This is a genomic window from Janthinobacterium kochi, from assembly GCF_051380715.1.
GTDB lineage: Bacteria > Pseudomonadota > Gammaproteobacteria > Burkholderiales > Burkholderiaceae_D > Janthinobacterium.
In genome coordinates this window covers 236,561-262,386 of record NZ_JBNYXO010000005.1, presented here as the reverse complement: position 1 = coordinate 262,386, position 25,826 = coordinate 236,561, and the positions used below count along the sequence as shown (strand labels likewise).

Sequence of the window (25,826 nt, the reverse complement as noted above, 5' to 3'; positions counted from 1 at the left end):
ATGAGCAAAGAAAACAGCAGCGGCTGCCCCATGCATGCGGGCGCCCAGCAAGGTACCGAATGGCATGGCGCGCAGATGGATTTCAGCGAATCGATGAGCTACGGGAACTACCTGGCGCTGGACCGCATCCTCACGGCCCAGCATCCGCTGTCGCCGAACCACAACGAAATGCTGTTCATCGTGCAGCACCAGACCAGCGAATTGTGGATGAAGCTGATGCTGCATGAAATGCACGCCGTGCGCGCCAACCTGCAAAGCGGCGACCTTGCCCCCGCTTTTAAAATGCTGGCCCGTGTGGCGCGCATCATGGACCAACTGGTGCATGCGTGGGACGTGCTGGCTACCATGACGCCGCCTGAATACACGGCCATCCGCCCCTACCTGGGCGCTTCGTCCGGCTTCCAGTCCTTCCAGTATCGCGAAATCGAATTCATTTTAGGCAACAAGAACGCGGCCCTGCTGAACGTGCATACGACGGCGCCAGAAACCTATGCCGTGCTCGACGCCGCCCTGCGCGCGCCATCCGTCTACGATGAGTCGATCAAGCTGCTGGCGCGCAGCGGCTTGCCCATCTCTGCCGAGCGGCTGAACGCCGACTGGACCCTGCCGACCAGCGTCGACGCCTCGGTAAAAGCGGCCTGGCTGGAAGTCTACCGCGACCCGTCGAAACACTGGGCCCTGTACGAGCTGGCCGAAAAGCTGGTGGACCTGGAGACGGCCTTCCGCTTCTGGCGCTTCCGCCATGTGACGACGGTGGAGCGCATCATCGGCTTCAAGACGGGCACGGGCGGCACGGCGGGCGTGAGCTATTTGCGCAAGATGCTCGACGTGGTATTGTTCCCGGAGCTCTTTGCCCTTCGCACGGAGCTTTGATTTCAAAAGGAGCAATGATGTCGCCTCTCGTCCTGACCCTGGCCGGCCTGTGGAATTCCGGGCCGCAGCACTGGCAAACCCATTGGGAAGCGCGCCACCCGCAATGGTCGCGCGTGCCGCATGGGGAATGGCAGACGCCGGACAAGGACGAATGGGTGATGGAGCTTGACCGCGCCATCGCCGCCTGCGAACGCCCGCCCGTGCTGGCGGCGCACAGCCTGGCCTGCGCGCTGGTGGCCCATTGGGCGGCCAGCGGCTCGCCGCACAGGATCGCCGGCGCCTTCCTCGTCGCTCCCAGCGATGTGGAAGCGCCATCCTACCCCGCCGGCACGACAGGCTTTGCACCGATGCCACTGCAAGCCTTGCCGTTTCCCAGCCTGGTGGTGGCCAGCGGCGATGACCCCTACGTCAGCTTCGCGCGGGCACGCGCCTTTGCCGCCGCCTGGGGCAGCGAACTGACCATGATCGGCGACGCCGGGCATATCAATGGCGATGCCGGCTACGGCCCCTGGCCGGACGGCGAACAACTGCTGCTCGATTTTTGCGCCGCGCACCAGGCCTGAACCGGGGCGCGCGCCGCACACGATACGCGAGCGCATTTGCCCACATCAGAGAACGCAGGCAGAATCGTGGCCTTTCCATTGCGGCGCCCCGGCGCCAGCCTCACGATGAAACGTCCGCTTTTGCCAGTTCTTCTGCCCTTGCTGCTTTGCTCCGCCCTCGCCCACGGCGCGCCCTTCTACGAAGGCAAGAGCCTTGCCCATCCCGCCATCAATGCCTCGCAGGACAGCGGGCTTGACATCGCCTTCCTCAAGGAAAAAGAGGGCGTCAACGGCTACTACTGCGAATGCAAGGGCAGCAGCGCGAAACCCTTGCTGCTCGACCAGTTCGGCAACGCCGTCATCCGTTCCGTCTTCTACGCCTCACTGGACAAGGAAACGGACGACAGCGTGCAAACCATGCTGGTGCTGTTCCGCCAGGGCGACAAGAACGGCTTGCGCGCCTACCGCTACCACCGCAGCTCCGGCAAGTACCGGCGCCTGGACGGCTTGCAGCCGGCACTGAACCGTATCGTGGCGCAAAGCAGCGCTTCCAACGCGGGCCAGGTCAAGGCGGCGCTGGCGAAACTGGCGCCGATGGATTACAGCGTCGCGCGGGGCAAGAGCGGCAATACGGACGTCGACGCCATCGACCATACGCAAGGCAGCATCGTCGGCTACTACAGCGATGACGGAAAACCCGTGGCGGGCGGCGGCAAGGACGCCATCACCTACAAGAAAACCTTCCAGAAAAAAGGCGAGCGTTTTCTCACCGCCAGCTACACCCTGTACAGCGATGCGGGCGCCGGTATCCTGCCAAATTACCGCCTGTGGCAAGTGACGTGGGAAACGGCGCCGCAGCAATTCACTGGCAGCGAAGATGGCCCGTCCGTCATCTACAGCCTGGCCTGGGATGACGGCTCGGTAGTCGAACGGGGCCAGTACGTGAAGGGCAAGCGCCAGGGACTGTGGGTACGCGAGGGCATGCACGAAGGCAGCGAAAAGGGCCATTACGTCAACGGCCTGCAGGAAGGCCTGTGGTCCTTCAACTATCCCAAGCAGAGCGAGAGTGGCATGTACCGGGCCGGCAAGCGCGAAGGCCGCTGGACGGTCGTCAACTATGCCGATGAAGACGAAGTGACGGGTTTCGACACCTACGCGGACGGCCAGCTGAATGGCCCGCATGAGCGCAGCATGGGCGGCAAGCTGCAAACGCGCGGCAACTACGTGAACGGCACGCGCCATGGCGCGTGGATCACGCAAGACGGCGACGGCAACTTCATCGACGGCTTGCGCGACGGCCCGTGGAAGCTCAAGCTCAAGGACAAGGTCACGCAAAGCGTCACTTTCGTGAAAGGCAAAAAACAGGGCGAGGCCCTCGACACGGATGCGCAAGGCGCGCTGCGCGTGCGCGACCACTACCAGGCGGGCGTGCTCGATGGCAGCCGTACACGCTATCTTGGCGCGGCCGGCAAGGAATACGTGGTCTACACGGCCACCTACCGCAACGGCCAGCTCGATGGGCGCGAACAGGCGTTCGACGACAGCGGAAAAATCCTGCGCCTCGATACGCTGTGGGACAAGGGCAAGAAGCAGGGCCTCGATGCGCGCTACTACCCGAACGGCAAGCCGGAACGCCTGGCCGTCATCGACCAAGGCCGCCTGCTCACGCACCTGCGCGAATACTATGCAGACGGCCAGCTGCTCAACGACATCCACCGCTGCACCTTCAAAGAGTACGGAAGCACGCGCGACGATGTGTGCGAATATCACCACATGTACTACCCGGACGGCAAGCCGCAGTATTACTACGCTTTCCAGTACGGCCAGCGCCAGGAAGGTTATTCGAACTACCCGAACGGCAAGCGCAAGGACGAACTGCTGGTCGACCGCGCCACCGACACTTCCGTCGTCAACGCCTATTATGAAAGCGGCCAGCTCAAATGCACGGAGCCGCGCAGCGGCCACAGCACGCGCACGGTGAATGGCCAGACCATGATCAGCTACGCTTCGGCCGACCGCGATGGTGACAATATCTGCTACCACCCGAACGGCAAGGTGGCCAGCATTTTCACCTTCCACAAACGCGTGCTCGTCGATTGCGGCAAGCGCTACGATGACACGGGCAAGCAGACGTTCCCGGGACCGGAAGGCTGCCCGCCACCCAGGCAGGTGGACTACCCCATCGGACTGTGACCATGACCCAAACAAGACAGCCGCAGTGCATCCAGAACCCCGAGCGCATCGACGCCGGGGCGATCCGCGCCGCCATCGCCAGCGGCCAGCAGGTACTGGTGCAGTTCAATACCCTGGGCGAGCCGGGGCCGCTGCTGGCCGACCTCGACGCCCTGGCCGCCAGCTGCGGCACGGCGCTGACCATCCGTATCTACGGATACGATCCGAGGGTGTTCGATGCCCGCATCCTGCGCGCGCTGCCGCATGTGGCCAGCCTGTCCATCGACTGCCACCGCAACGCCCTGTATCTGGAAACCTTGGGCGAGTTGCGCCACCTGAAGCGCCTGAGCCTGGGCGTGTACGAGCTGGCGCAAGCCGACATCCTGCAGCTGGACAATTTGCGCGGCCTCGAATACCTGAACCTGGGCGAGTCGGCCAGGAACAATATCGACCTGGCTCCGCTGCGCCACTACGCGCACCTGGCCAGCCTGGTCCTCGAGGGCCACAGCCAGCATATCGACACCCTGGCCGGCCTGCCGGCGCTGCACGAGCTGTCGCTGTACCGGATCAAGAACAAGGTGCCGCTGGATTTCATCTCAGAGATGACCCGCCTGGACCGGCTGCTGTTGCAGCTGGGCGGCCGCGAATCGCTTGCGCACATCGAGGCGCCGCTGTTGAGGAAACTGGCAGTGATACGCGTGCGCGGCCTCGAAACGCTGGGCGATATCGGCCGGTTTCCCCTGCTGCAGGCGCTATGGGTGGAAGACCAGATCAAGCTGCGACAGATCGCACTGGGGCCCAATCGCGCGCTCGAACGCCTCGACCTGCACACCTGCAAGACGCTCGACAGCCTGCCCGGCCTGGCCGCCCTGCCCGCCCTGCGCCAGCTGTCGGCATCCGAGACCATGCTCGACATCGACGCCTTGCTGGCGCATGGCTTGCCCGCATCCCTGACGCATGTGCGCCTGCGTACCGGCAGGAAAACACGCGACGACGCCATCGCCGCGCAGCTGGCGCAACTGGGCTACGGACAGGCGCGCCCTGGCTAAAATCAGCGGCCGGCCGCCAGCTTGCGCTGCCACAATGCCACGTCGATCATCACGCCGTCCGCGCCCGTGTTGCGGATGTAGACGCGGTAGCTGCCCTGCCCCATGTTGCCATCGAGGTAGGCCGTGCGTTCATTGCGCTGCAGCCTGGCGCCCTTGGCCAGCTGGCGGTAGCGCTCGACCACCGTATCGAAACTGGCATAGCTGCGCAACGCCACTTCCAGGTCGCGCGGCGGGCGGCCTTCGGCATGGTCCAGCACATTATTCTGTTTCTTGCCCTTCAGCGTGAGCGGATAGGCAAATACACCGGCGCCGGCCGACGTCAGCACCGTGGATTTATCGAGCAGCAGCGGCAAGAGCGCCGGTGGATAGGCGGGCGGCAACTGGGCGCGGTTCCAGCCAGGCAAGGCCGGTTGCGCCAGCACATACTCGACGCTGGCGATCTTCTGCCCATCGGCGCCAGCTTCCTTGTCGCCCGCGATCAGCGCCAGCATGGGCGGCAATTGCCGGGCCCAGGCCAGCAAGGGCGCCGCATCCCCGACCAGCATACCCTTGCGATGAAACACCGTCAGTACCGTATTCGGATCGGGATTGCAGACTTTCACCAGTGGCTGGCCCTCCAGGTGGCAATGCCCGTTGACCAGGCCAAAGGCGATGATGGCGCCGCGCTTGTCGAGCAGCATGGCGCCCCGTTCGCGGCCCTGCTTGCGGTCATTCATCGACGCCAGCAACTGGCGGCCATCGGCCAGCGCGGTGCGCGTGGCGTCGCGCTTTTCGCTGATCGCTTCGAGCGCTTGCGCCAGCAGCAGTTCATCGTCTTCCGTGTAGCTGCCACGCGCGTAGCCGAAGAAATCGAACAGGGCCGCGCGCACCTGCGCATCCTCGCTCAGGCGCGGCAAGGGACCGCCGGCCAGCAGGGAAGACAGGCTTTTGCCGGCCGGCGCCGAGGGTGCCGCCGTGGCGCCGGCGGGCTGGGAAAGGACGCAAGCCGCTGCCAGCAAGACGCCGCCCAGGGTGCGGTAATTCGAAAAAATGATATGCATGATTCTGTCTGTCGGGGATTTGGCCGCGATTGCGGCCACGCATGGCGCGCTGGCGATTCTAGCATGGCACCAGCGCCCATGCCATGCGGCTGGCGGACGGCGCGTGCGCCGGTGCCGCTGTTATGATGGGCGCAATGACGATCTCTCCCCCTGCTTCAACCTTGCTTGTCCTCCTGCCCGGCATGGATGGCACGGCCCGGCTATTCCAGCGTTTTGACACCGCCTTGCGCGCGCAAAATGCCATCGATACCCAGGCCATCGCCTATCCGGCAGCACCGCTGGACTACACGGCGCTGGAAGCGTTCGTGCGCGAGCGCTTGCCGCAGGGCCGCCCCTTCGTCGTGCTGGCCGAATCGTTTTCGGGACCGCTGGGGGCAGCTTTGCGCGCCAATCCACCGCCCGGCATGCGCGCCTTGATTCTGTGCTGTTCGTTTGTGCGCAATCCGCGCCCGATGCTGGCGCCGCTGCGCCACCTGCTGGACCTCGTCCCTTTTGGCGCCATGCCCGGCTTCGCCCTGCGCCAGGCGCTGCTGGCACCCTGCGCCACGCCGCAACTGCAGGATGAACTGGCAGCGGCGCTGGCACAAGTGCCACCCAGCGTGCTGCGCCAGCGCCTGCGCGCCATCCTGGATACGGACGCCTCGCGCAGCTTCGCGCGCGGCAGCCTGCCGGTGCTGTACCTGTGCGCCCGCCACGACCGCCTGGTGCCGCCGGCGAACGCCGTGCAGATACTACACCTGGCGCCTGGCGCGCAACTGATCGACATCGCCGCGCCGCACATGCTGCTGCAGGCGGCGCCGGCAGCGGCAGCCGATGCGGTCGCCGCCTTTCTCAACTGCCTGTCAGCCCCGCAGGCGGTCGGTTAAGTGTGCAGTTAAGTGCGCGCTGGCCAGCACGGCCAGCCAGCTCAAGGCGCCCGCAAGCACGCTGAAGTAAATCGCCCGCAGCGGATGCTGGGGCAGCAGATACGCGAGCACCGCCGCGCCCAGCAGGCCACACAGCAGCGGTTTCACCCTGCCGGGCGGCAGCAGCGCCAGCAGCAGATTCGTGCCCACATACACGTAAAACACCAACAGCAAACCCAGGCCACCGGCCACGCCGCGCGAGCCGAGGCTGCCGAACAGCTGCGTGTACAGGAAAAAACCCAGCCAGCTCAACACAATAAACAGCAGACAGCCCAGCGCATGTGCGCCCAGGCCCGCCATCAGGCGGATTTTCATGAAGCTCCTTAAAGAAAAAGCCGGCCCTTTCACACAGAAAGGGCCGGCTTGATTACCTCGACAGCAAGGCGATTACTTCGCCGAATTGAGCAGCAATTCGTTGAGGCGTTTCACAAAACTGGCAGGGTCGGCCAGCGAGCCGCCTTCGGCCAGCATGGCCTGGTCGAACAGGATGTTGGCCCAGTCGCCGAACTTGCCGCCTTGCGCATCTTCGTACTTCAAACGCGTCACCAGCGGGTGGTTCGGGTTGATTTCCAAAATCGGCTTCGATTCCGGCGCGCTCTGGCCGGCAGCTTTGAGCATGCGCAGCAGGTTGCCCGACAATTCGTTTTCATCGGCCACCAGGCAGGCTGGCGAATCGGTCAGACGGAACGTCACGCGCACATCCTTGGCCTTGTCGGCCAGCACGGTCTTCATCTTGCCCACCAGGTCGGCGTACGAGGTTTCCGTTTCTTCGTGCTCTTTCTTTTCCGCTTCGTCTTCCAGCGCGCCCAGGTCCAGGCCGCCCTTGGCGACGGAGACCAGTTCCTTGCCTTCGAAGTCCTGCAGGAAGGACAGCATCCATTCATCGACGCGGTCCGTCAACAACAGCACTTCGACGCCCTTCTTGCGGAAGATTTCCAGGTGCGGGCTGTTCTTGGCGGCGGCGTAATTGTCGGCCGTGACGTAATAGATCTTGTCCTGGCCTTCCTTCATGCGCGCCACGTAGTCGGCGAACGACGTGATCTGCCCGTCGCTGTCGTTGGCCGTCGAGGCAAAGCGCAGCAGCTTGGCCAGGCGTTCCTTGTTGGCCGCGTCTTCGCCGATGCCTTCTTTCAGCACCTGGCCGAATTCCTTCCAGAAGACGGCGTACTTGTCTTTCTTGTCCTGCTCGTCGGCGTTCGCCAGCTCTTCCAGCATGCCCAGCACGCGCTTGGTCGAGCCTTCGCGAATCACCTTGACGTCGCGCGACTCTTGCAGGATTTCACGCGACACGTTCAGCGGCAGGTCGGACGAGTCGATCACCCCGCGCACGAAACGCAAATAGGTCGGCATCAGCTGCTCGGCATCGTCCATGATGAAGACGCGCTTGACGTACAGCTTGATGCCGCCGCGCTTGTTGCGATCCCACATGTCGAACGGTGCCTTGGCCGGGATGTACAGCAGCTGCGTGTACTCGCTGCGCCCTTCGACGCGGTTATGCGTGTGCGTCAACGGCGACTGGAAGTCGTGCGAGACGTGCTTGTAGAATTCGTCGTACTGTTCCGGCGTGATGTCGGCCTTGTTGCGGGCCCACAGGGCGCTGGCCTGGTTGACGGTTTCAAATTCGTCTTTCAGGACGGTTTCTTTTTTCTCCTCGTCCCACTCTTCCTTCTGCATCACGATCGGCAGCGAGATATGGTCCGAGTATTTGCGGATGATGGACTTGATCTTCCAGCTCGACAGCAATTCGTCCTCGCCTTCGCGCAGGTGCAGGATGATGTCCGTGCCACGGCCCGTTTTTTCGATGGTTTCGATGCTGTAATCGCCTTCACCGCTTGACTCCCAGCGCACGCCTTCAGCAGCGTCCACGCCGGCGCGGCGCGTTTCGACGGTGATCTTGTCGGCGACGATGAAGCCCGAATAGAAACCCACGCCGAACTGGCCGATCAGGGCCGCGTCCTGCTGCTGGTCGCCCGACAGCTTGCCGAAGAATTCCTTGGTGCCCGACTTGGCGATGGTGCCCAGGTGCGAGATCGCCTCGTCACGGGTCATGCCGATGCCGTTGTCGGAAATGGTGATGGTGCGCGCATCCTTGTCGAAGCTGACCTTGATCTTCAATTCGTGATCGTTGCCGTACAGGGCATCGTTATCGATCGCTTCGAAGCGCAATTTGTCGGCCGCGTCGGACGCATTCGAGATCAATTCGCGCAGGAAGATTTCCTTGTTCGAGTACAGGGAATGGATCATCAGGTGCAGCATTTGCTTCACTTCGGTCTGAAAACCCAGGGTTTGCTTTTCGGAGACAGCCATTTTTACCTCATAGTCTTGTGGATGGGACGGATGCTACGGAGTTGGGGATGGTACAAGCAATTTCAAGAGCCCCCGTCGAATGTCCTGGAATGCCCAGTTTACCCCAGTGCGCGGGACAAAAATGTCCAGATGCGCTCGTCCTGCACGGTGGCCAGGTTCAGGCGCATGCAGGTCGACGGCAGCTGGCGCGGCGAAAACAGGCTGCCCGGCGCCAGCACCAGCCCCTCGGCCAGCGCCTTTTCGGCCAGCAGATTCGTGTCGCAGCCCGCGTCCGCCCACACGAACATGCCGGCCGGCGCAGGATCGAAGCGCAAACCCGCCTGTTCGACCTTGCGGTAAGTCCCCTCGCGCACCTTGTCGAGCCGCGTGCGCAGGCGCTCCGCATGCTTGCGGTACAGCCCCTGCGAAAGGATCTTATACACCACGCGCTCGCCGATGTCGCTGGTGGTGAGCGTGGCGAGCATCTTGCGGTCGGCCAGGCGCTGCGCCCGCTCCTTTGAGGTGGCGATGAAGCCCACGCGCAGGTTCGCCGCCAGGCTCTTGGAAAAGCCGCCCAGGTAAATCACGCGGCGCAGCTGGTCCAGCGCAGCCAGGCGTGTGGCCGGCTGCACCTCGCCGCCGGGATGCATGTCGCAATAGATATCGTCTTCGACGACGAGGAAATCGTGCTGTTCGGCCAGGCGCAGCACCTGGAACGCCTTGGCCGCCGACAGCGAGGTCGAACTGGGGTTGTGCAGCACCGAGTTGATCACGTACAGCTTGGGACGGTGCAAGGCGGCCAGCTCGGCCAGCACGGCGATATCGGGGCCGTCCCCCAGGCGTGGGATGCCGATGACATTCATGCCCATGGCGGCAAAGGCGCCGAACATCAGCCAGTACGCGGGATCGTCGACGAAGATGGTCTCGCCAGGGCGGGCAAACTCGCGCGCCACCAGGTCCAGCGCCTGCATCACGCCCACCGTGGTGACGATCTGCTCGGGCGGGCAGGCGATTTCCAGCCCCGCCAGCTTCAGTTGCAACTGCTGGCGCAGCGGCAGGAAACCCTGCGGCGTGCCGTAGCCCAGCAACAAACTGCCAGGCTGGCGGCTGACGTCGCGCAAGGCGCGCGCCACCAGGTCGCCGTCGAGCCACTCGGCGGGCAGCATGCCGGAGCCGGGCGCGGGGATGGCCGGTGTCCGGCGGAACATGTTTCGGATCAGCCACACCACGTCCATAGTCTGCGCCGCCGCATCCTGCGCGCCAGCGGGCGGCGCCGGCGTGTTCAACGGCGAGCGCTCGCGCACGAAAAAGCCGGCGCCGCGCCGCGATTCGAGGTAGCCGCGCGCCACCAGCTTGTCGTAGCTGGCCACCACCGTGGCGCACGACACACTCAAGCTGGCGGCGCACTGGCGGATCGAAGGCATGCGCGCGCCGCCGCGCAGCAGCTTGTCGTCAATGCGCGCCGCCAGCGAGCGCGCAATCTGGTCGATCAGGGTTTCGCCCGAGGCGCGCGACAGCAAATGGAGTGTATTGCTCATATGACCATGACAGTATGTGAAATTATGTGTGGAAGTGTATTTGTACTGTACTGCTATTCACGCCTAGGATAGCAGCATGGATCACACAAATCCACGTCTTTCCCTTACCGCACGCACCAGGAAACCCATGTCTTCACACATGAGCACCGCCACTTCTACCACTCACCCGCCCCGCCTCAGCGATGACCACAAGGGGTTGTTGCTGGGCTTGATCGCCGTCGCCCTCTTCAGCCTGACCCTGCCCTTTACGCGCCTGGCGGTGGCCGAACTCGACCCGACTTTTGTCGCCCTGGGCCGCGCCCTGGTGGCAGCCTGTCTCGCCGGACTGTGGCTATGGCAGCAGCGCGCGCCAATGCCGCGCCGCGAACAATGGTTGCCGCTGGCCTTCGTGTCGCTGGGCTGCGTGCTGGGTTTTCCCTGGCTGACGTCGATCGCCATGCGCAGCCTGCCCGCCTCGCACGGCGCCGTGCTGGTGGGCATCCTGCCACTGGCCACCGCCGTGTTTGCCGTGCTGCGCGGCAAGGAACGCCCTTCCCCGGGCTTCTGGCTGATGGCCCTGCTCGGCACGGCGCTGGTAGTGGCGTTTGCGCTGCGCCAGGGCGGCGGCAACTTCCACCTGGCCGACTGGCTGATCTTTGCCGCCGTGCTGCTGGCGGCACTCGGCTATGCGGAAGGCGGACGCCTGGCGCAAGCCATGCCGGGACAGCATGTGATTTCCTGGGCCCTGCTGTTGGCCGTGCCTTTTGTCTTGCCTGTGGTGCTGTGGAACGCCTGGCCGCAGCGCGCGCTGATGGCGCAGGCCAGCGGCGCGGCCTGGCTGGGCTTTGCGTACATCTCCGTGTTTTCCATGTTTATCGGCTTCTTTTTCTGGTACCGGGGCATGGCGCTGGGCGGCGTGGCGCGCGTGGGACAGACGCAGTTGCTGCAGCCTTTCCTCACCTTGCTGGGCGCGGCCCTGCTGTTGCACGAGCCCTTGACGGGTGAAAGCCTGCTGTTTGCCGGCGCCGTGATCGCCGTGGTGGCCATCGGACGCAAGCTGAAATAGGCCCGCTTGACGCCCATTTGCAACGCCCTTGCGCATGCGGATGGGCACAGCGGCGTGCAAGCCGTACAATACCCCAGCACCATGGCGACGCCTATCCGGCGCCGCTTGCGCACGCACCGCCACAAGCGGGCCAACAAATCCAGCCGGCGCAGCTCGGCATCTTCTGTGAGACTCGTATGAAAATTGAAAATCCGAATCCGATCCAATGGCGCTTTGCCGAACGCGCGGAACAGCTGCAAAGCTCGTTCATCCGCGAAATCCTGAAGATCACGCAGCGTCCCGAGATCATCTCGTTTGCCGGCGGCCTGCCCTCGCCCGCCACCTTCCCCGTGGAAGAAATGAAAACCGCCTTCGACAAGGTCCTGTCGAACAATGGCAAGGTGGCCCTGCAATACGGCCCCACCGATGGCTACCTGCCGCTGCGCCAGTGGATCGCCGACTCGCTTTCCAGCAATGGCAGCACCATCCTGCCCGAGCAAGTGCTGATGACGTCCGGCTCGCAACAGGCGCTGGACTTGCTGGGCAAGGTCCTGATCGACGAAGGCAGCCGCGTATTGGTGGAGACCCCCAGCTACCTGGGCGCGCTGCAGGCGTTTTCCGTCTACCGTCCCGAATTCGTTTCCGTCGATACCGATGACGAAGGCCTGGTGCCGTCGTCGATCGACCCCGTCGCCGATGGCGCGCGCCTCTTGTACGCGCTGCCGAACTTCCAGAACCCGACGGGCCGCAGCCTGTCCGTGGCGCGCCGCGTGGAACTGGTGGAAACCTGCGCCCGCCACGGCCTGCCGCTGATCGAGGATGATCCGTACGGCGCCCTGAGCTACAGCGGCGAGCCCTATCCGAAGATGATCAACATGAATCCGGACGGTGTCATCTACATGGGTTCATTCTCCAAGGTGCTCACGCCCGGCATCCGCCTCGGCTACGTGGTGGCGCCGATGCCGCTGGTGCGCCGCCTGGAACTGGCCAAACAGGCGGCCGACCTGCACACCTCCCAGCTGACGCAGATGGTCGTGCATGAAGTCATCAAGGATGGTTTCCTGGACCGGCATATCCCCAGCATCCGCAGCCTGTACGGCAATCAGTGCCAGGCCATGCTGTCGGCGCTGGAAGAGCACTTCCCGGCCGGCGTCACCTGGACCAAACCCGAAGGCGGCATGTTCATCTGGGTCACCTTGCCGAAACACATCGACGCCATGAAACTGCTCGATGAAGCCATCGCCAACAAGGTCGCCTTCGTGCCGGGCGCGCCGTTCTACGCAAACACGCCGGAAACGCACACCCTGCGCCTGTCGTTCGTGACGGTGCCGCCGGAACGCATTCGCGAAGGCATCGCCATCCTGGGCAAACTGATCGCCGCAAAAATGTAACTCCCCCTCCACGCCCCGCCTGCCGCGGGGCGTGTCCAGCTGCCCAGCGCCAACGGGCACGCATCTTTTCCATCCAAAAACCGCCTTTACGATAGCAACTTCGTTTATTTATTTTTAAAAGTGCCATAAATATAATATTTTACCACCTCGCGCAGCATCGATTTTTTACCCAAAAAATTAGCAAAGCGGTATGATTTGACCGCTGTATCCGATTTAAACCCGGTCAGCATCACCGAAAATGCAGCAAACACTGGCAGCGCAGAGTACATCGAGAAGGCCGGAAGCAATGAGTCCAGGCAATGTGGAGCATTCCCAGCGGCATGAAGCCGCCATTTTGATTGTCGACGATGCGCCGGCCAACCTTGAGCTGCTGCGCAAGCTGATGAACGAACAGGGCTATCAAACCTATGTCGCCACGTCCGGCGAGCGGGCGCTGGCGATCGCCCAGCGCGCCCATCCCGACCTGATCCTGCTCGACGTGCTGATGCCGGACATGGATGGCATCGAAACCTGCCGCCGCCTCAAGCAGCACCCGCTGACGCAGCGCATTCCCGTCATCTTCATGAGCGCCAAGACGGAAACGGAAGACGTGGTGGCCGGCTTCGACTGCGGCGCAATCGATTACATCAGCAAGCCGCTACGCATGGCCGAAGTGTGCGCGCGCGTGCGCGCCCAGCTGCACATCCGCAGCAACAATGAAAACCAGCAGGAACAGGCCGAGCGCCTGCGCACCATCGTCAACAGCATGGCCGAGGGCTTGCTGATCATCGAGGCGGACGGGCGCATCCAGTACACCAATCCTGCCTGCGACCAGTACCTGGGCTATCGCGAAAACGAACTGACCGGACGCTCCATCGCTGAACTGCTCAGCCCCCTGGTGACGCAGGAATATCTCGATTACTTCGCCATGTACGCGGCCAATCCGGAGACGGCGCACAACCACGGCACGCGCGAAGTGGCAATCCGCCACCGCAACGGCACGGCGCTGAGCATGGACCTGACGCTCACGCCCATGTATCTGCGCCAGCCCCTGTATATCGGCCTGCTGCACGACATCACGCACCACAAGCAGTCGGAAGACGCCTTGCAGCGCGCCGCCTACCTCGACCCGCTGACAAAGATCGCCAACCGCCGGCATTTCGACAGCTTCCTGGAAAAAGAGTGGCAACGCGCCGTGCGCTGCGGCGGCGCCCTGTCGCTGGTGGTGCTCGACGTCGACCACTTCAAGCTGTACAACGACAGCCTGGGCCATCCGGCCGGCGACAGCTGCCTGCAACAGGTGGCGCAAGCCATCGCCTCACATGCCGCCCGCCCGGGCGACCTGGCGGCCCGCTACGGCGGCGAGGAATTCGTCCTGCTGTTCGCCGACACGGATGCCGAAAGCGCCCTGCATCTGGCCGAAGCCATCCGCATGCACATCGAAGCACTGCAACTGCCGCATCCGCGCTCCGCCACCTCACCGTGGATCACCGTCAGCATCGGCGTGGCAACCATCTACCCGCACCAGCTGGACGACCGCGAAGCGCTGTTCGTCGCCGCCGACCGCGCCCTGTACGTGGCCAAGGAAGGGGGACGCAATCAGGTGCGCGCCACGCATTCGGGCGGCACGGCCTGGGAAACGGTCAAGGCGCTCGTCCTGCGCTAGCCGCCTTCACCTTCACCTTCACTTTTCAGGATAGCCGGTGATGTCGGCGATCTCGCGATACAGGGGCTGCAGCCGCGCATACATCTTCTGGTACACGCGCCGGTACAGTTGTTCATAGACCTTGCTGTGCCCGGGGTGCGGCTGGAATACCTTGCCCTTGCGCGTCATGGCTTGCACGGCGGAGGGGAAATCCGCATGCCACCCCAGGCCCACGCTAGCGGCGATGGCCGCGCCCAGACCCGAAGTCTCATACACGTGGGCGCGCGCGGCGGGCAAGCCGAAGATGTCGGCCGTCAGCTGCATGGCAGCGTCGCTTTGCGAGCCACCGCCCGCGATGCGCAGCTCCGTAATCACCATGCCGCTGCGCCGCTCGATGCGCTCCTTGCCTTCCCGCAGCGCATACGCGAGGCCTTCGAGGATAGCGCGGTACATGTGTGCGCGCGTGTGCACGTCGCCAAAGCCGATCATGGCCCCCTTCGCTTCCGGGCCAGGCACCTTGATACCCGGGCTCCAGTAGGGCTGCAGCATCAGGCCCATGGACCCTGGGGGCACGGCCTCGACCAGACGGTCAAACAGCGCCTCGGCCGAGAAGCCCCTGCCATCTTCGGCGGCGGCCGCCCGTTCGCGGTCGCCGAACTGCTCCTTGAACCAGTTGACCATCCAGTAGCCGCGGAAGATTTGCACTTCCGTGCTGTAGGCACCCGGCATGGCGGCCGGATACGGCGGAATGAAGCGCGTCACTTCCACGTAGTTGCGGTTGGTCGTGTTGATGGTGGCCGTGGTGCCGTAGCTGAGGCACGCCACATGCGGTTCGACGCAGCCGGCGCCCAGCACTTCGCAAGCCTTGTCGGCCGCCGCCGCCAGCAGGGGCGTGCCCTCCGGGATGCCCGTCGCTGCGGCAGCCGCGGCCGTGATGGCGCCCATGCGCGTGCCCGGCGTCACCAGCTCCGGCAGCATGGACCGCTCAATCGCCAGCGCCTGCCACTTCCAGTCGAAGCGCCCGGCCCAGGCGTGGCGCTTGTAGTCGAACGGGATGTACGCCACTTGCGATCCCGTCGAATCGATATACTTTCCACAGAGGCGGTGATTCAAAAAGCCCGATAGCAGCAGGAACTTGTGCGTGCGGCGCCAGATGTCGGGCTGGTGCGCGCTGATCCAGTTGATCTCGGCCTCGCGGCGGAAGTAGGCGATCGTGCCCTCGAGGCGCATGGCGCGGAAGGCGGCGCGCCACCACGGCGCCAACCGGGGAATCTGGCGCGTGCTGCGCTGGTCCAGCCAGGTGATGGCAGGGCGCAGGGCCGCGCCATGTTCATCCACGTTGACCACCGTGCCGCGCTGCGTGGTCACGGCCACGCCGGCCACCGAGGACTTGGCTATGTCCGTGCTACACCACAGCTGCTGGCACGCTTCGCACACGGCTTGCCAGTAGCCATCGGCGTCATGCTCGGCCCAGCCGGGGTGCTCGGAGTAATACGCTTCGAGGAAGACTTGCGCCTTGGCCGCCAGGTTGCCGTCCCTGTCGAACAGCAGCGCGCGCACGCTTTGCGTGCCATTGTCGATGGCGAGTATATATGGGCCATTGCCCGCTACGGAGGCCATGGCTTATGCCACGCTGGCCAGTGCGGCGCGCAGCGCCTGCAGCAGCGCCTGTGGATCTTTTTCCGGCTGCGCGCTGAACACGGGCGCTTCCCAGTCCTGCCCGCGCACGGCCACCACGCGCAAGCGTCCCTGCGCATTCCAGGCCGGATACCAGCCCACGTCGACGATGTCGCCATTCGCGCACGTGATTTGCAGCAGGTCTTCGCCCAGGTCGTCGACGAGGATAGCCACGGGCTGGCGCAGGTCCAGCGGCGACAGGCTGTCGTAGGTGATGCGGGCGTCGCCCAGCGCCAGGGGCTGGCCAAACAGGGTGGTCTCGATGATGCTCTCCTCTTTTATATTTTATCGTGGCTTTACTCGCCTTGCGGCACGCTGTAATGGCGGCGCCACAGGGCCAGGTAGCGCGCCTGCTCCGCATCCCAGCGTACGTCATCCCACCCCAGCTCACGCTGGCAGATGGCGCGCAGGCGCGGCATGATAGCAAGCGCGCCGCCGGCCAGCTGCAAACCGAGGCGCGTGCGCCGCAGCAGCAGGTCGTCCAGGTGCAGCACGTCCTCGTTGCGCGCGCCCCAGCGCAGCTGCGCCCATAAAGTCTGCGTACCGGGAATCGGGGCAAGTTCGCCCTCGTGCGCGGCATCGCACAGCGCCTGCGCGGCCGCGCCATGACGCCCCAGCAGGCGCGCGCGCTGTTCGCCATCGAGCAGCAAGGCCTTGCCCGACAGGGGCGGCGTTGCGTCAAAGATAGGCAAGGGGCGCAGATCCGCCTGCCAGCCCGGCAGCAGCGGCGCGGCGCAGCGCAGCGCGTCGAGGGCGATCGCGCGAAACGTCGTCAGCTTGCCGCCCGCCACCGTCAGCAAACCGTTTTCCAGCCATAGCGCATGTTCGCGCGCTTCTTTCGACGGGTCAAGCTGGCCGCTGTCGATGACGGGACGCACGCCGGCAAACGTGGCCAGCACGTCGTCTTCGCCCAGCGCCAGCTGCGGAAACTGCCAGCGCAGCGCCGTCATCAGATATGCGAGTTCGCCGCGCGTGATGGCCGGTTCCAGGTCCAGGCTGGCGCCGTGGTCGACATCGGTGGTGCCCACCAGGGTCACGCCCTCCCACGGATAGGCGAAAACGGGACGGCCATCCTGCGGGTGCATCAGGCTGACGGCTTGCGCCAGCGGCAGGCGCCAGGCAGGCAGCAGCAGATGGCTGCCGCGCAGGGGCCGCAGCTTCGGCTTTTCCCCCACCAGGCCGCGCAAGCCATCGGCCCAGGCGCCCGTGGCGTTGATCACCAGGCGCGCGCGCACCGTTGGCTTTCCGCCACCGACGCCATCGATCAAGGTGGCGCCAACGACCCGCTGCCCCTCTCGCAGCAGCGATTCCACGCCCAGGTAATTGACGGCCACGCCGCCATGGCGGCGCGCTTCCTGCAACACGCGCAGCACCAGGCGCGCGTCGTCCGTCTTGGCGTCCTGGTACAGCATGCCGCCCCGCAGCCCATCACGGTTGACATGCGGCGCCAGCATGGCAAAATCAGGGGCATCGACATAGCGGCGCGCGCGCCGGCCCGCCATCACGTCATAGATGGCCAGCCCCAGCATGAACTGGCGCCGCCCCGGTTTCCTGCCGACGTAGTCGCCAAAGGCAAAGCCCTGCGGCTCGACCAGCCCGGCCGCATCCGTCAGCAAGGCTTGCCGCTCATGCACCGACTCGCGCGTCAGCGCGAACTGACCCTGTTTGAGGTAGCGCAAGCCGCCATGCACCAGCTTCGATGAACGGCTCGACGTGCCCCAGGCAAAATCGCGCTGCTCCACCAGCAGCGCCGTCAGGCCGCGCCGCGATGCTTCCAGCAGGATGCCGGCGCCCGTGATGCCGCCGCCGACGATCAGCACATCCCAGTCGCGCGCCAGGACGCCAGGCAACTCCGCCCTGTTCACAATGGGCCTCCGACGTCAGGCAGCAGTTTGCCGGGGTTCATCATGCCCTGCGGGTCGAACTGGCGCAACAGCGCGCGCATGGCGGCGATGCCCAGCTCGCCCTTTTCGGCCGCCAGCCACGGCGCGTGGTCCGTGCCCACGCCATGCTGGTGGCTGATGGTGCCGCCGTTGGCCACGATGGCGGCGCAGGCCGCATCCTTCAGGCTGCGCCAGCGCGCCATGTTTTCTTCATACGTGGGTGCCAGCCGGTACACATACGTGGTGTAGACGCTGGCGCCCTGCGCATACACATGCGACAGATGCGTGTAGGCGTGCACCTGCTCGCCGTGCGCGGCCAGCGCTTTGGTGCCCGCCTGCTCCAGCGCCGCCATCATGAGCGTGACGCGCGGCCAGTCGACGGCCGTTTCCACCGTGTCGATGACATAGCCGTGTTCCCAGGCGCCATTGCGCAGGTAGACGTTGCGAAAGCGCCCCTGTTTCCACTTGTCGCCCATGTGCCGCCCCACATGCACGCCCTTGTGCCGCCGCGCCAGCGCCAGGGCGCCGCGCAGGGCTGCGCGCGCCGGTTTTGTTTCCCCGCTGACGCCTACCATCAGCATGCATTTTCCTTCTGCGCAGCCGCGCAGGGACAGGTAACGCTCCAGCAATCCCACCAGTTTCTTGTGGCCGGCGAGGGTCAGCATGGTCTGCGTTTCGAGCGCGTTCGACAGGCGCAGCATGCACAGGGGCAGGCGCGACTGGGCCAGCGTCCGCACGGCCGCCTGCGCCTGGCCCCAGTCGGCGAAAAACACGGCGTGGAATGCTTCATGGGGCGGCAGCGGCGAGATGCGCACGGTGGCCTGCGTCAGGATGCCCAGCCGCCCTTCGGAACCGAGCACCATTTCGCGCAGGTCGATGCCGGCCGCCGAGGCGGGAAAGGTGGGAATCGTCAGGGTGCCGGACGGCGTTTCCACCTCGCCGCCCGCAAACAATTGCTCGATGCGGCCGTAGCGCAGCGATTGCTGGCCCGACGAGCGCGTGGCGATCCAGCCGCCCAGGGTGGAATATTCGAACGACTGCGGATAGTGACCCAGGGTATAGCCATGCGCGCGCAACTGCGCTTCCAGGTCGGGGCCATACACGCCCGCGCCGAACGTGGCCAGCTGCGCCTCGCGGTCCAGATGGCCCATCGCACACAGGCGGGTGAGACTGAGCGACAGCACAGGGCGCGACCCCGCCGCCACCGTCAGGTGCCCGGCCACGCTGGTGCCGCCACCGTGGGGTATCACGGCCACGCACGCCTGGCGCGCATACGCGAGCAGCTGGCGTACCTGCAGCGCACTGTCGGGAAAGGCCACGCCATCGGGCACCGCGCCGATGCGGCCGTGGCGCAGCTTGAACCAGTCGGGCAGGCTTTGACCGAGCGCATGGCGCACGCGCGTGGCAGGCGTGGTATCGATCAGCGGATGCGGCGCCAGACGCGAAGCGGGAACCCGCGCGCAAGCCTCGTCAAAGGTGGCATCGAGCATGCCGCTGCCCGGCCCCAGGCGCTCACCCAAAAAAGCCAGCGCCTCCGCGCTCAGCGCGTACGTGACGCACTCGTCCCCCCAGCCATTCCAGCGTTGCATCGACATCCCCTGTGTTTGGCCAGTTGCGCGCCACGGCGGCTTGCTATACTGTCCTTGTCTGATCAACAGCATATGCCGCCACAGGCCAAGGGTATTGGTTTTTCATGACAATCGCATTGTTCCATCATGCCAGGCACTGACAGCCACCACGCGGAAGGCAGGGTCGCGGGCGCCTATCTGCAGCCGCTGCTGGAAGCGGCCGGCGCGCACGGCATCGCTGCCGCCACCCTGGCGCGCGCGGCCGGCGTGGCGCCGCACAGCCTGAAAGCGTCAGCGGCCAGCCTGGCCGCGTGCGACTACGTGCGCCTGCTCGATGCGGGTGCGCAACTGGCGGGCGACGCGCATTTCGGCCTGCACGTGGGCCAGCGCGTGCGCATGGGCACCTACAGCGCGTATGGGTTGATTTTGCTCAGTTGCAAAAATGTGGGCCACGCGCTGGAACAGACGGCACGCTATGAACGGCTGGCGCACGACCTGGGCCGCTCGACCCTGCAGCGCGATGGCGCCATCGCGCATTACCGCTGGGCCAGTCACTATCCGGGCGCCAGTCGGCACTTGGTCGACAGTGTCTTTGCCGGCGTCAAGGTGTGCGGCGACTGGCTGGCGGGCATGCCGCTGCCGCCCGCCCGGCTGGCGTTTACCCACGATGGCGGCGGCGACTTGCTGCGCCATACGGCGCACCGCGACGAATACGTGCGCGTGCTGGGCAGCCTGCCCGCCTTCGGCGCGGACGCCAACACAGCCACCTTCGACGCGCAATTGCTGGACTGGCCCGTGCCGAACGCCGACGTCAGCCTGTACCCCGTGCTGTGCCAGCATGCGGAACAATTGCTGGCACAGCGCCAGGCCGAAACGGACACTGGCGGCGGCATCGACGCGCAAGTGCACGCGGCCATCGTGGCAGGCTTGCGCCAGGGTTCGGCCCGGCTGGCCACCATTGCCGCCACCCTGGCCGTCACGCCGCGCACCCTGCAGCGCAAGCTGGCCGACGCGGGCACCAGCTTCCAGGCCCTGCTGGACCAGGCCAGGTACGGCCTGGCGCGCGATTATTTGCGCGAGCCGGATTTGTCCCTGGTCGATATCGCCTTTCTGCTGGGCTACCAGGAACAAAGCGCCTTCAACCACGCATTCCGCGTCTGGGCGGGCACCAATCCCGGCGCCTGGCGCTTGCAGGAAATGCTTGACAGGCAGCAAATCGTTTAGGCGTGCGCGGGGCATGCGCGGCACGTTTTCTGGCTATACTGGCACAGTCAGGTTTTCCAAGATCACTCCAACCCGCAATGCAAAGGATTAATATGCAACTCAAAGACAAAGTCGCACTGATTACCGGCGCCGCCAGTGGTATCGGCAAGGAAATGGCCATTGAATACGCGAAACAAGGCGCCAAGGTCGTCATCGCCGACCTGGTCCTGGAAGCGGCCAGCAAGACGGCCGAGGAAATCAAGCAATCGGGCGGCCAGGCGTTTGCCGTCGCCATGGATGTCTCCAGCGAAGCGCAGGTCGACCAGGGCGTGGCCGATGCCGTGGCCCACTTCGGCGGCGTCGATATCCTGATCAGCAATGCGGGCATCCAGATCATCAGCCCCGTCGTCGACTACCCGTTCGATCAATGGAAAAAGATGCTGGCCATTCACATGGACGGCGCCTTCCTCACCACGCGCGCCTGCATGCGCGAAATGATCAAGGCCGGCCGCGGCGGCGCCATCATCTACATGGGTTCCGTGCACTCGCACGAAGGCTCGCCCTTCAAGAGCGCCTACGTGGCCGCCAAGCACGGCTTGCTGGGCCTGGCCAAGGTGGTGGCCAAGGAAGGCGCGAAAGACGGCATCCGCGCCAACGTCATCTGCCCCGGCTTCGTGCGCACGCCGCTGGTCGACAAGCAAATCCCCGAACAGGCGGCCCAGCTGAACATCAGCGAAGAAGACGTGATCAAGAAAGTGATGCTGAAAGACACGATTGACGGCGAATTCACCACCACCCAGGACGTGGCGCAAACAGCCGTCTTCCTGGCGGCCTTCCCGTCGACGGCACTGAGCGGCCAATCCATCGTCGTCAGCCACGGCTGGCATATGCAATAAATAGGTAACGCATCCGGCAGGCGGCGCCGTCCGCCTGCATCACCGCATCCGAAAGACTTCCCAATTGCAAGACAACTCTTACCGCCACCCGCGCGCGGGCTGGCCGGGGCGCCTGTTTGCCGCGCTCGCCAATTGCACGCATTTCGCCAACATGCGCCAGGCTATCCTGTCCCGCCTGCCCTTCCTGACCCTGCACAGCGACGTGCGCGACGTCGTCTACGTGAGCTGGCTGGTCGACGCCGCTGCCGCGCAGCGATTGCTACCTGCCGGCGTGCCCTTGTGGCAGCGCGGCGGCAAGACGCCATTTACCGTGCTGACCTATCGCCACGGGCATTTCGGCCCGGCTCTGCCCGGTCCGTTACGCAAGCTGCTGCCATCGCCGCTGCAAAGCAACTGGCGTTTCTACCTGGACCACACGCCGCCGGGCGCGCCGGACGTACCCTGCGTATATTTTCTGAAAAATATCATGGATAGCTTGCCGCATGCGCTGGGTACGCGGCTGTTCAGCGATATCTTGCCGACCCACCTGGCGAAATCCATGACACTCGACGTTTCCGCCACACAAGCCCGCTGCACCATTGCCAGCGGCGCCGGCAGCGCCCCTGTCCTGGACGTGCAGGCCGACATCGCTGGCGGCAAGACCCTCGACGGGGATTGGCAGCAGCTGTTTGGCCACTGGCACGATGCCGTTGCCTTCCTGGCTTGCCAGGAAGCGGCCATCGCGCACGTGCCGCGCAACGACAAGCTGGTCTTCGGGGAAATCGACTTGCCCGTTGATGTGGATCAAGTGCAAGCGCTGACAGCCTTGCGTGCCAGCTGCGGCTTGCTGGGGCAGTTGCCGCCCGTGTCCAGCCCATTCGCTTTTCTCGTGCCCAAGGTGCCCTTCAAGGCGCTGTCAGAGCGCCTGCTGTAGCGCGGCGCTCGGTGCGCGCCGGGGCGTGGCAGTACCTGCCTGGCCACTGCGCCGCCGTTCCAGCTTGAACAGTGCCATCGCCTGCTCCAGTTGCAGGGTCTGGTCTTGCAGCGATGCCGAGGCGGCCGCCGATTCCTCGACCAGCGCCGCGTTCTGCTGCGTGACTTCATCCATCTGCGTGACGGCCATGTTGACCTGGCCGATGCCGTGGCTTTGTTCCCGCGAAGCAGAGGCGATCTCTTCCATGATGCCGTGCACGCCCTGCACGGCGCCCAGCATTTCGGCGCTGCTGGCGCCCGCCTGTTGCGCCAGCTTCGCGCCCGCCTGCACTTGTGCCAGCGAGGCCGTGATCAATTGCTTGATTTCCGTGGCGGCCGACGCGCTGCGCTGGGCCAGGCTGCGCACCTCGCCCGCCACCACGGCAAAACCACGCCCCTGGTCGCCCGCGCGCGCCGCTTCGACGGCCGCGTTCAGGGCCAGGATATTGGTCTGGAAGGCGATGCCTTCGATGATGCCCGTAATGTCGCCGATCTTCTTCGAAGAGGCGTTAATGTCCGCCATCATCGTCACCATCTGGCCGACGATTTCGCCACCGCGCCCGGCCAGGCCATGCACCTTGCCCGCCATGTCGCTCGCTTGCACGGCGTTGCCGCTGTTTTGCTGCACCGTGGCCGCCAGCTGCTCCATGCTCGACGCCGTCTGCTGCAGGGCCGACGCCTGCGCTTCCGTGCGGCCCGACAAATCCATATTGCCGGCGGCGATTTCCTGGCTGGCCATGCTGATGCGCAGGAAATTGCCGCGCACATCGCCGACGATGGAATGCAAGTTCACGCGCAACTGGCGCAGCGAGCGCAGCAGCTGCCCCATCTCGTCGCGCCGGGTGGTGTCGAGTTCGCCCGTCAGGTCGCCGCCCGCCATCACGTCGCAAGCCTGGCGCGCCCGCTGCAACGGTTGCAGCACGGCGCGGTGCAAGCTGTGCCAGAAATACAGGGTCGCGCACAAGGCCGCCACGCAAAGGCCCGTCAGCCAGCCGCCCGCGCTGGCCGGCAGCACGCCCGCATCCCACGCCAGCTGCAACACCAATACCGCCGTCAGCAAACCCAGGTTCCAGCCGATGCGTTTGCCCAGCGGCAGGTCGCGCAAGCGCGCAAGCCTGGCCAGCCAGCCCGTGCGCACGGCGGCGCCCTGGCTGATGACGATACCATCGGCCTGCCCTGCCTTGATGCGCGCGTACAGGGCGGACGCCTGCGCCACCTGCTGGCGCGTCGGTTTGGTGCGCACGGACATGTAGCCGACAGCCACGCCATCCTCGACCACCGGTGTCACGTTCGCCAGCACCCAGTAGTAATCGCCATTCTTGCAGCGGTTCTTGACCATGCCGCTCCACGAACGCCCCAAGCGGATGGTGGCCCAGAAATCGGCAAACGCTTCGACCGGCATGTCCGGATGGCGCAAGATGTTTTGCGGCGCACCGATCAATTCTTCCGCACTGTAACCGCTGACGGCGATGAAGTATGGGTTCGCATACGTGATATTGCCTTGCAAGTCGGTAGTCGAGACGATGGTCTCGGTATCGCTCAGCTTGATTTCAGTATCGGTGACGGGAAGATTGAGTCGCATGGTCACATCCTCAGAAGTAGCCCGTACGGTGACGGGTATGCGGACAAGGAACGGTCGCCAGCCAGGAAAGGGACACGGCACTGACACCCTTATTTTAATATTTTATTATTAATAAAATATACTTTATTCCAGCCGTGGCAGCCGCTATGCCACGGCAGGTTCGCCGGCCCAGTAGCGGTCGATGTCCTGCAAGCGCCACTGGGCTGCGCTTTCCGTGGAAACAATGCGCTCCTGGCAACCCGGCGCGGCCAGGTCGATGACGGTCGGGACGATGCAGGTGCCGGCGCGGATGGAAAAGAATACACGCAAGGTGGGCGAGGTCAGCGGCTTGCCAGGCGCTCGTCCCACCACCACGGCCAGGCGTTCCGATTGCAGCCGCACCAGGGTGCCCAGCGGATAGATGCCCAGGCATTTGACGAAGGCGGCAAACAGTTGCGCATCGAGATGCGCGCCGCGCCAGGCGGCCATGCGGCGCAGCGAATCGGCCGGGCACCAGCCCTGCTTGTACGGCCGGTTCGAGGTGATCGCGTCGTACACGTCGCAGATCGCGCCCATGCGCGCAAACAGGCTGATTTCCTCGCCGCACAACCCCTCGGGATAGCCGCTGCCATCGAGTTTTTCATGGTGGTGCAGGCACACGTCGAGCGCCACCGGATCGATCTCGTCCACTTCCTGCAACATGCGGTGGCCGGCGGCCGGATGGGCACGCACGGAAGAAAATTCCGCTTCGCTCAGGCTGCCCGGCTTGTTGAGGATGCTGGACGGCACGGCCATCTTGCCGATATCGTGCAGCAAACCCGCCAGGCCGGCCGAGCGCACCTGCTCCGGCGCCAGGCCCAGCTCCTTGGCCAGCGCCGTCATCAGCGCACACACGGCCACCGAATGCATATACGTATAGTTATCGGCGGTTTTCAGGCGCGCCAGACTCAGCAGCACGTTGCCGCCACGCAGCACCGACGCGGCGATATCGTCGACCAGTTCGTAGGCCTGAGCCGCAGACAAGGCCTTGCCCATGCGCACCTCCTCAAACATCGTCTGCACGGCCTGGCGCGAACGTTCGATCAGGCGCCGGGCATGCGCCAGTTCCTCGTCGCGCGAGCGGGGCGCGTCTGCATCGGCTGCGGGCGTGGGCGCGGCATCGGCGACTGGCGGCGCCACGGCAGCGGACGATGCGCATACCGGTGCGGGTTGCGCCAGCGCCAGCCCGCGCGCCGTGTCGATCCACACCTCGCAAAGGCGTGCCGTGCGGATACGCACCAGGTCAGTTGGCGAATCGAGCAAGAAGGAACGCCTCCAGAAAGGCGTATCGAACCAGGAGCGGCCCAGGCGCTCGACATACATTCCCAGTTGCAGTTCGCTACTCGTTATTTTTTTCAGCAAGGCGGTTCCCCAGACATTCAGATCGCGGCATTTACTTGCGCGTTAGAACCATCATACGCCAAAAAATAAACGATTAAACCAGATAAATTGTTTTATATGGCGAAATCGCAACAAAACAAGAATAATCACCAATTCTATCACTTTCATTAATGTCAAATGGTAAATCAATAAATATATCAATTAAACCATACTGACTTCATTGAATTGCATGCTTCCTGCCGATGATGGAAGCGAATGCCTGC

At 64.6% G+C, this 25,826-nt stretch carries 21 protein-coding genes; 11 read left to right on the top strand and 10 right to left on the bottom strand.

Going from position 1 to position 25,826, the window contains the following annotated elements:
• From kynA to ACQ4WL_RS13790, 4 genes are all read left to right on the top strand, one after another.
• Positions 1 to 873, top strand: coding sequence for a tryptophan 2,3-dioxygenase (gene kynA, locus ACQ4WL_RS13805; RefSeq protein ID WP_436510285.1), 873 nt, complete (start codon positions 1 to 3; stop codon positions 871 to 873).
• 17 nt (positions 874 to 890) lie between these two features.
• A complete protein-coding gene (locus tag ACQ4WL_RS13800; protein WP_436510284.1) occupies positions 891 to 1,436 on the top strand; it encodes an RBBP9/YdeN family alpha/beta hydrolase in 546 nt (181 codons plus the stop codon).
• Positions 1,437 to 1,541: 105 nt separating this feature from the next.
• A complete protein-coding gene (locus tag ACQ4WL_RS13795; RefSeq protein ID WP_436510283.1) occupies positions 1,542 to 3,608 on the top strand; it encodes a hypothetical protein in 2,067 nt (688 codons plus the stop codon).
• A gap of 2 nt (positions 3,609 to 3,610) precedes the next feature.
• Positions 3,611 to 4,636 carry a leucine-rich repeat domain-containing protein gene (locus ACQ4WL_RS13790; RefSeq protein ID WP_436510282.1) on the top strand — a complete coding sequence of 342 codons (1,026 nt, stop codon included), beginning with the start codon at positions 3,611 to 3,613 and terminating at the stop codon, positions 4,634 to 4,636.
• A gap of 2 nt (positions 4,637 to 4,638) precedes the next feature.
• Here the strand turns inward: ACQ4WL_RS13790 and ACQ4WL_RS13785 are convergent, their stop codons facing one another.
• On the bottom strand, positions 4,639 to 5,676 hold the full coding sequence (locus tag ACQ4WL_RS13785) for a hypothetical protein (RefSeq protein ID WP_436510281.1): 1,038 nt from the start codon (positions 5,674 to 5,676) through the stop codon (positions 4,639 to 4,641).
• Between the two features lie 134 nt (positions 5,677 to 5,810).
• Here ACQ4WL_RS13785 and ACQ4WL_RS13780 point away from each other — a divergent pair, with 134 nt between their 5' ends.
• The gene (locus tag ACQ4WL_RS13780; protein WP_436510280.1) at positions 5,811 to 6,542 is read left to right on the top strand and encodes an alpha/beta fold hydrolase; all 732 of its coding nucleotides are present in this window, start codon (positions 5,811 to 5,813) and stop codon (positions 6,540 to 6,542) included.
• Here ACQ4WL_RS13780 and ACQ4WL_RS13775 read toward each other — a convergent pair.
• The 3 genes from ACQ4WL_RS13775 to ACQ4WL_RS13765 all read right to left on the bottom strand — a co-directional run bounded on the left by ACQ4WL_RS13775 (position 6,519) and on the right by ACQ4WL_RS13765 (position 10,405).
• Complete coding sequence (locus ACQ4WL_RS13775; protein ID WP_436510279.1) at positions 6,519 to 6,896, bottom strand: hypothetical protein; 378 nt, start codon at positions 6,894 to 6,896, stop codon at positions 6,519 to 6,521. The genes ACQ4WL_RS13780 and ACQ4WL_RS13775 overlap by 24 nt on opposite strands.
• A 72-nt stretch (positions 6,897 to 6,968) precedes the next feature.
• A complete protein-coding gene (gene htpG / locus ACQ4WL_RS13770) occupies positions 6,969 to 8,888 on the bottom strand; it encodes a molecular chaperone HtpG (protein ID WP_436510278.1) in 1,920 nt (639 codons plus the stop codon).
• Between the two features lie 98 nt (positions 8,889 to 8,986).
• The gene (locus tag ACQ4WL_RS13765) at positions 8,987 to 10,405 is read right to left on the bottom strand and encodes an aminotransferase-like domain-containing protein (protein WP_436510277.1); all 1,419 of its coding nucleotides are present in this window, start codon (positions 10,403 to 10,405) and stop codon (positions 8,987 to 8,989) included.
• Between the two features lie 127 nt (positions 10,406 to 10,532).
• Between ACQ4WL_RS13765 and ACQ4WL_RS13760 the strand changes: the two genes are divergently transcribed.
• The 3 genes from ACQ4WL_RS13760 to ACQ4WL_RS13750 all read left to right on the top strand — a co-directional run bounded on the left by ACQ4WL_RS13760 (position 10,533) and on the right by ACQ4WL_RS13750 (position 14,465).
• Positions 10,533 to 11,450 carry a DMT family transporter gene (locus ACQ4WL_RS13760; protein WP_436510276.1) on the top strand — a complete coding sequence of 306 codons (918 nt, stop codon included), beginning with the start codon at positions 10,533 to 10,535 and terminating at the stop codon, positions 11,448 to 11,450.
• Positions 11,451 to 11,626: 176 nt separating this feature from the next.
• Positions 11,627 to 12,820: an aminotransferase-like domain-containing protein gene (locus ACQ4WL_RS13755; RefSeq protein WP_436510275.1), complete on the top strand. Its 1,194-nt coding sequence runs from the start codon at positions 11,627 to 11,629 to the stop codon at positions 12,818 to 12,820.
• A 286-nt stretch (positions 12,821 to 13,106) separates the two neighbouring features.
• Positions 13,107 to 14,465, top strand: a complete 1,359-nt coding sequence (locus tag ACQ4WL_RS13750; protein ID WP_436510274.1) for a diguanylate cyclase domain-containing protein — start codon at positions 13,107 to 13,109, stop codon at positions 14,463 to 14,465.
• Between the two features lie 18 nt (positions 14,466 to 14,483).
• Here the strand turns inward: ACQ4WL_RS13750 and ACQ4WL_RS13745 are convergent, their stop codons facing one another.
• The 4 genes from ACQ4WL_RS13745 to ACQ4WL_RS13730 all read right to left on the bottom strand — a co-directional run bounded on the left by ACQ4WL_RS13745 (position 14,484) and on the right by ACQ4WL_RS13730 (position 19,593).
• Positions 14,484 to 16,064 (bottom strand): FGGY-family carbohydrate kinase, encoded by a 1,581-nt coding sequence (locus tag ACQ4WL_RS13745; protein ID WP_436510273.1) that lies wholly within the window; start codon positions 16,062 to 16,064, stop codon positions 14,484 to 14,486.
• A gap of 3 nt (positions 16,065 to 16,067) precedes the next feature.
• Entirely contained in the window at positions 16,068 to 16,295 is a 228-nt protein-coding gene (locus ACQ4WL_RS13740; protein ID WP_436510272.1) for a hypothetical protein, read from the bottom strand.
• A gap of 122 nt (positions 16,296 to 16,417) precedes the next feature.
• Complete coding sequence (locus ACQ4WL_RS13735; protein ID WP_436510271.1) at positions 16,418 to 17,986, bottom strand: glycerol-3-phosphate dehydrogenase/oxidase; 1,569 nt, start codon at positions 17,984 to 17,986, stop codon at positions 16,418 to 16,420.
• Entirely contained in the window at positions 17,983 to 19,593 is a 1,611-nt protein-coding gene (locus tag ACQ4WL_RS13730; protein WP_436510270.1) for an FAD-binding oxidoreductase, read from the bottom strand. Before ACQ4WL_RS13730 ends, ACQ4WL_RS13735 begins: the two co-directional genes overlap by 4 nt.
• A 126-nt stretch (positions 19,594 to 19,719) precedes the next feature.
• Here ACQ4WL_RS13730 and ACQ4WL_RS13725 point away from each other — a divergent pair, with 126 nt between their 5' ends.
• From ACQ4WL_RS13725 to ACQ4WL_RS13715, 3 genes are all read left to right on the top strand, one after another.
• Positions 19,720 to 20,796 (top strand): AraC family transcriptional regulator, encoded by a 1,077-nt coding sequence (locus tag ACQ4WL_RS13725; RefSeq protein ID WP_436510269.1) that lies wholly within the window; start codon positions 19,720 to 19,722, stop codon positions 20,794 to 20,796.
• 92 nt (positions 20,797 to 20,888) lie between these two features.
• Positions 20,889 to 21,671, top strand: coding sequence for a 3-hydroxybutyrate dehydrogenase (locus ACQ4WL_RS13720; protein ID WP_436510268.1), 783 nt, complete (start codon positions 20,889 to 20,891; stop codon positions 21,669 to 21,671).
• 64 nt (positions 21,672 to 21,735) lie between these two features.
• Positions 21,736 to 22,584 (top strand): DUF2071 domain-containing protein, encoded by an 849-nt coding sequence (locus tag ACQ4WL_RS13715; RefSeq protein WP_436510267.1) that lies wholly within the window; start codon positions 21,736 to 21,738, stop codon positions 22,582 to 22,584.
• Here the strand turns inward: ACQ4WL_RS13715 and ACQ4WL_RS13710 are convergent.
• Both ACQ4WL_RS13710 and ACQ4WL_RS13705 read right to left on the bottom strand, forming a co-directional pair.
• On the bottom strand, positions 22,567 to 24,204 hold the full coding sequence (locus tag ACQ4WL_RS13710) for a methyl-accepting chemotaxis protein (protein WP_436510266.1): 1,638 nt from the start codon (positions 24,202 to 24,204) through the stop codon (positions 22,567 to 22,569). The two genes, ACQ4WL_RS13715 and ACQ4WL_RS13710, sit on opposite strands and share 18 nt — an antisense overlap.
• Before the next feature lie 144 nt (positions 24,205 to 24,348).
• The gene (locus tag ACQ4WL_RS13705) at positions 24,349 to 25,584 is read right to left on the bottom strand and encodes an HD-GYP domain-containing protein (protein WP_436510265.1); all 1,236 of its coding nucleotides are present in this window, start codon (positions 25,582 to 25,584) and stop codon (positions 24,349 to 24,351) included.
• Positions 25,585 to 25,826 lie beyond the last annotated feature (242 nt).

Coding starts and splice junctions, on each gene's coding strand:
- ACQ4WL_RS13790 (WP_436510282.1), top strand. CDS start 3,611: ATGACCCAAACAAGACAGCCGCAGTGCATCCAGAACCCCGAGCGCATC.
- ACQ4WL_RS13755 (WP_436510275.1), top strand. CDS start 11,627: ATGAAAATTGAAAATCCGAATCCGATCCAATGGCGCTTTGCCGAACGC.
- htpG (WP_436510278.1), bottom strand. CDS start 8,888: ATGGCTGTCTCCGAAAAGCAAACCCTGGGTTTTCAGACCGAAGTGAAG.
- ACQ4WL_RS13775 (WP_436510279.1), bottom strand. CDS start 6,896: ATGAAAATCCGCCTGATGGCGGGCCTGGGCGCACATGCGCTGGGCTGT.
- ACQ4WL_RS13800 (WP_436510284.1), top strand. CDS start 891: ATGTCGCCTCTCGTCCTGACCCTGGCCGGCCTGTGGAATTCCGGGCCG.
- ACQ4WL_RS13720 (WP_436510268.1), top strand. CDS start 20,889: ATGCAACTCAAAGACAAAGTCGCACTGATTACCGGCGCCGCCAGTGGT.
- ACQ4WL_RS13760 (WP_436510276.1), top strand. CDS start 10,533: ATGTCTTCACACATGAGCACCGCCACTTCTACCACTCACCCGCCCCGC.
- ACQ4WL_RS13710 (WP_436510266.1), bottom strand. CDS start 24,204: ATGCGACTCAATCTTCCCGTCACCGATACTGAAATCAAGCTGAGCGAT.
- ACQ4WL_RS13780 (WP_436510280.1), top strand. CDS start 5,811: ATGACGATCTCTCCCCCTGCTTCAACCTTGCTTGTCCTCCTGCCCGGC.
- ACQ4WL_RS13745 (WP_436510273.1), bottom strand. CDS start 16,064: ATGGCCTCCGTAGCGGGCAATGGCCCATATATACTCGCCATCGACAAT.
- ACQ4WL_RS13750 (WP_436510274.1), top strand. CDS start 13,107: ATGAGTCCAGGCAATGTGGAGCATTCCCAGCGGCATGAAGCCGCCATT.
- kynA (WP_436510285.1), top strand. CDS start 1: ATGAGCAAAGAAAACAGCAGCGGCTGCCCCATGCATGCGGGCGCCCAG.
- ACQ4WL_RS13785 (WP_436510281.1), bottom strand. CDS start 5,676: ATGCATATCATTTTTTCGAATTACCGCACCCTGGGCGGCGTCTTGCTG.
- ACQ4WL_RS13795 (WP_436510283.1), top strand. CDS start 1,542: ATGAAACGTCCGCTTTTGCCAGTTCTTCTGCCCTTGCTGCTTTGCTCC.
- ACQ4WL_RS13725 (WP_436510269.1), top strand. CDS start 19,720: ATGCCAGGCACTGACAGCCACCACGCGGAAGGCAGGGTCGCGGGCGCC.
- ACQ4WL_RS13730 (WP_436510270.1), bottom strand. CDS start 19,593: ATGCAACGCTGGAATGGCTGGGGGGACGAGTGCGTCACGTACGCGCTG.
- ACQ4WL_RS13765 (WP_436510277.1), bottom strand. CDS start 10,405: ATGAGCAATACACTCCATTTGCTGTCGCGCGCCTCGGGCGAAACCCTG.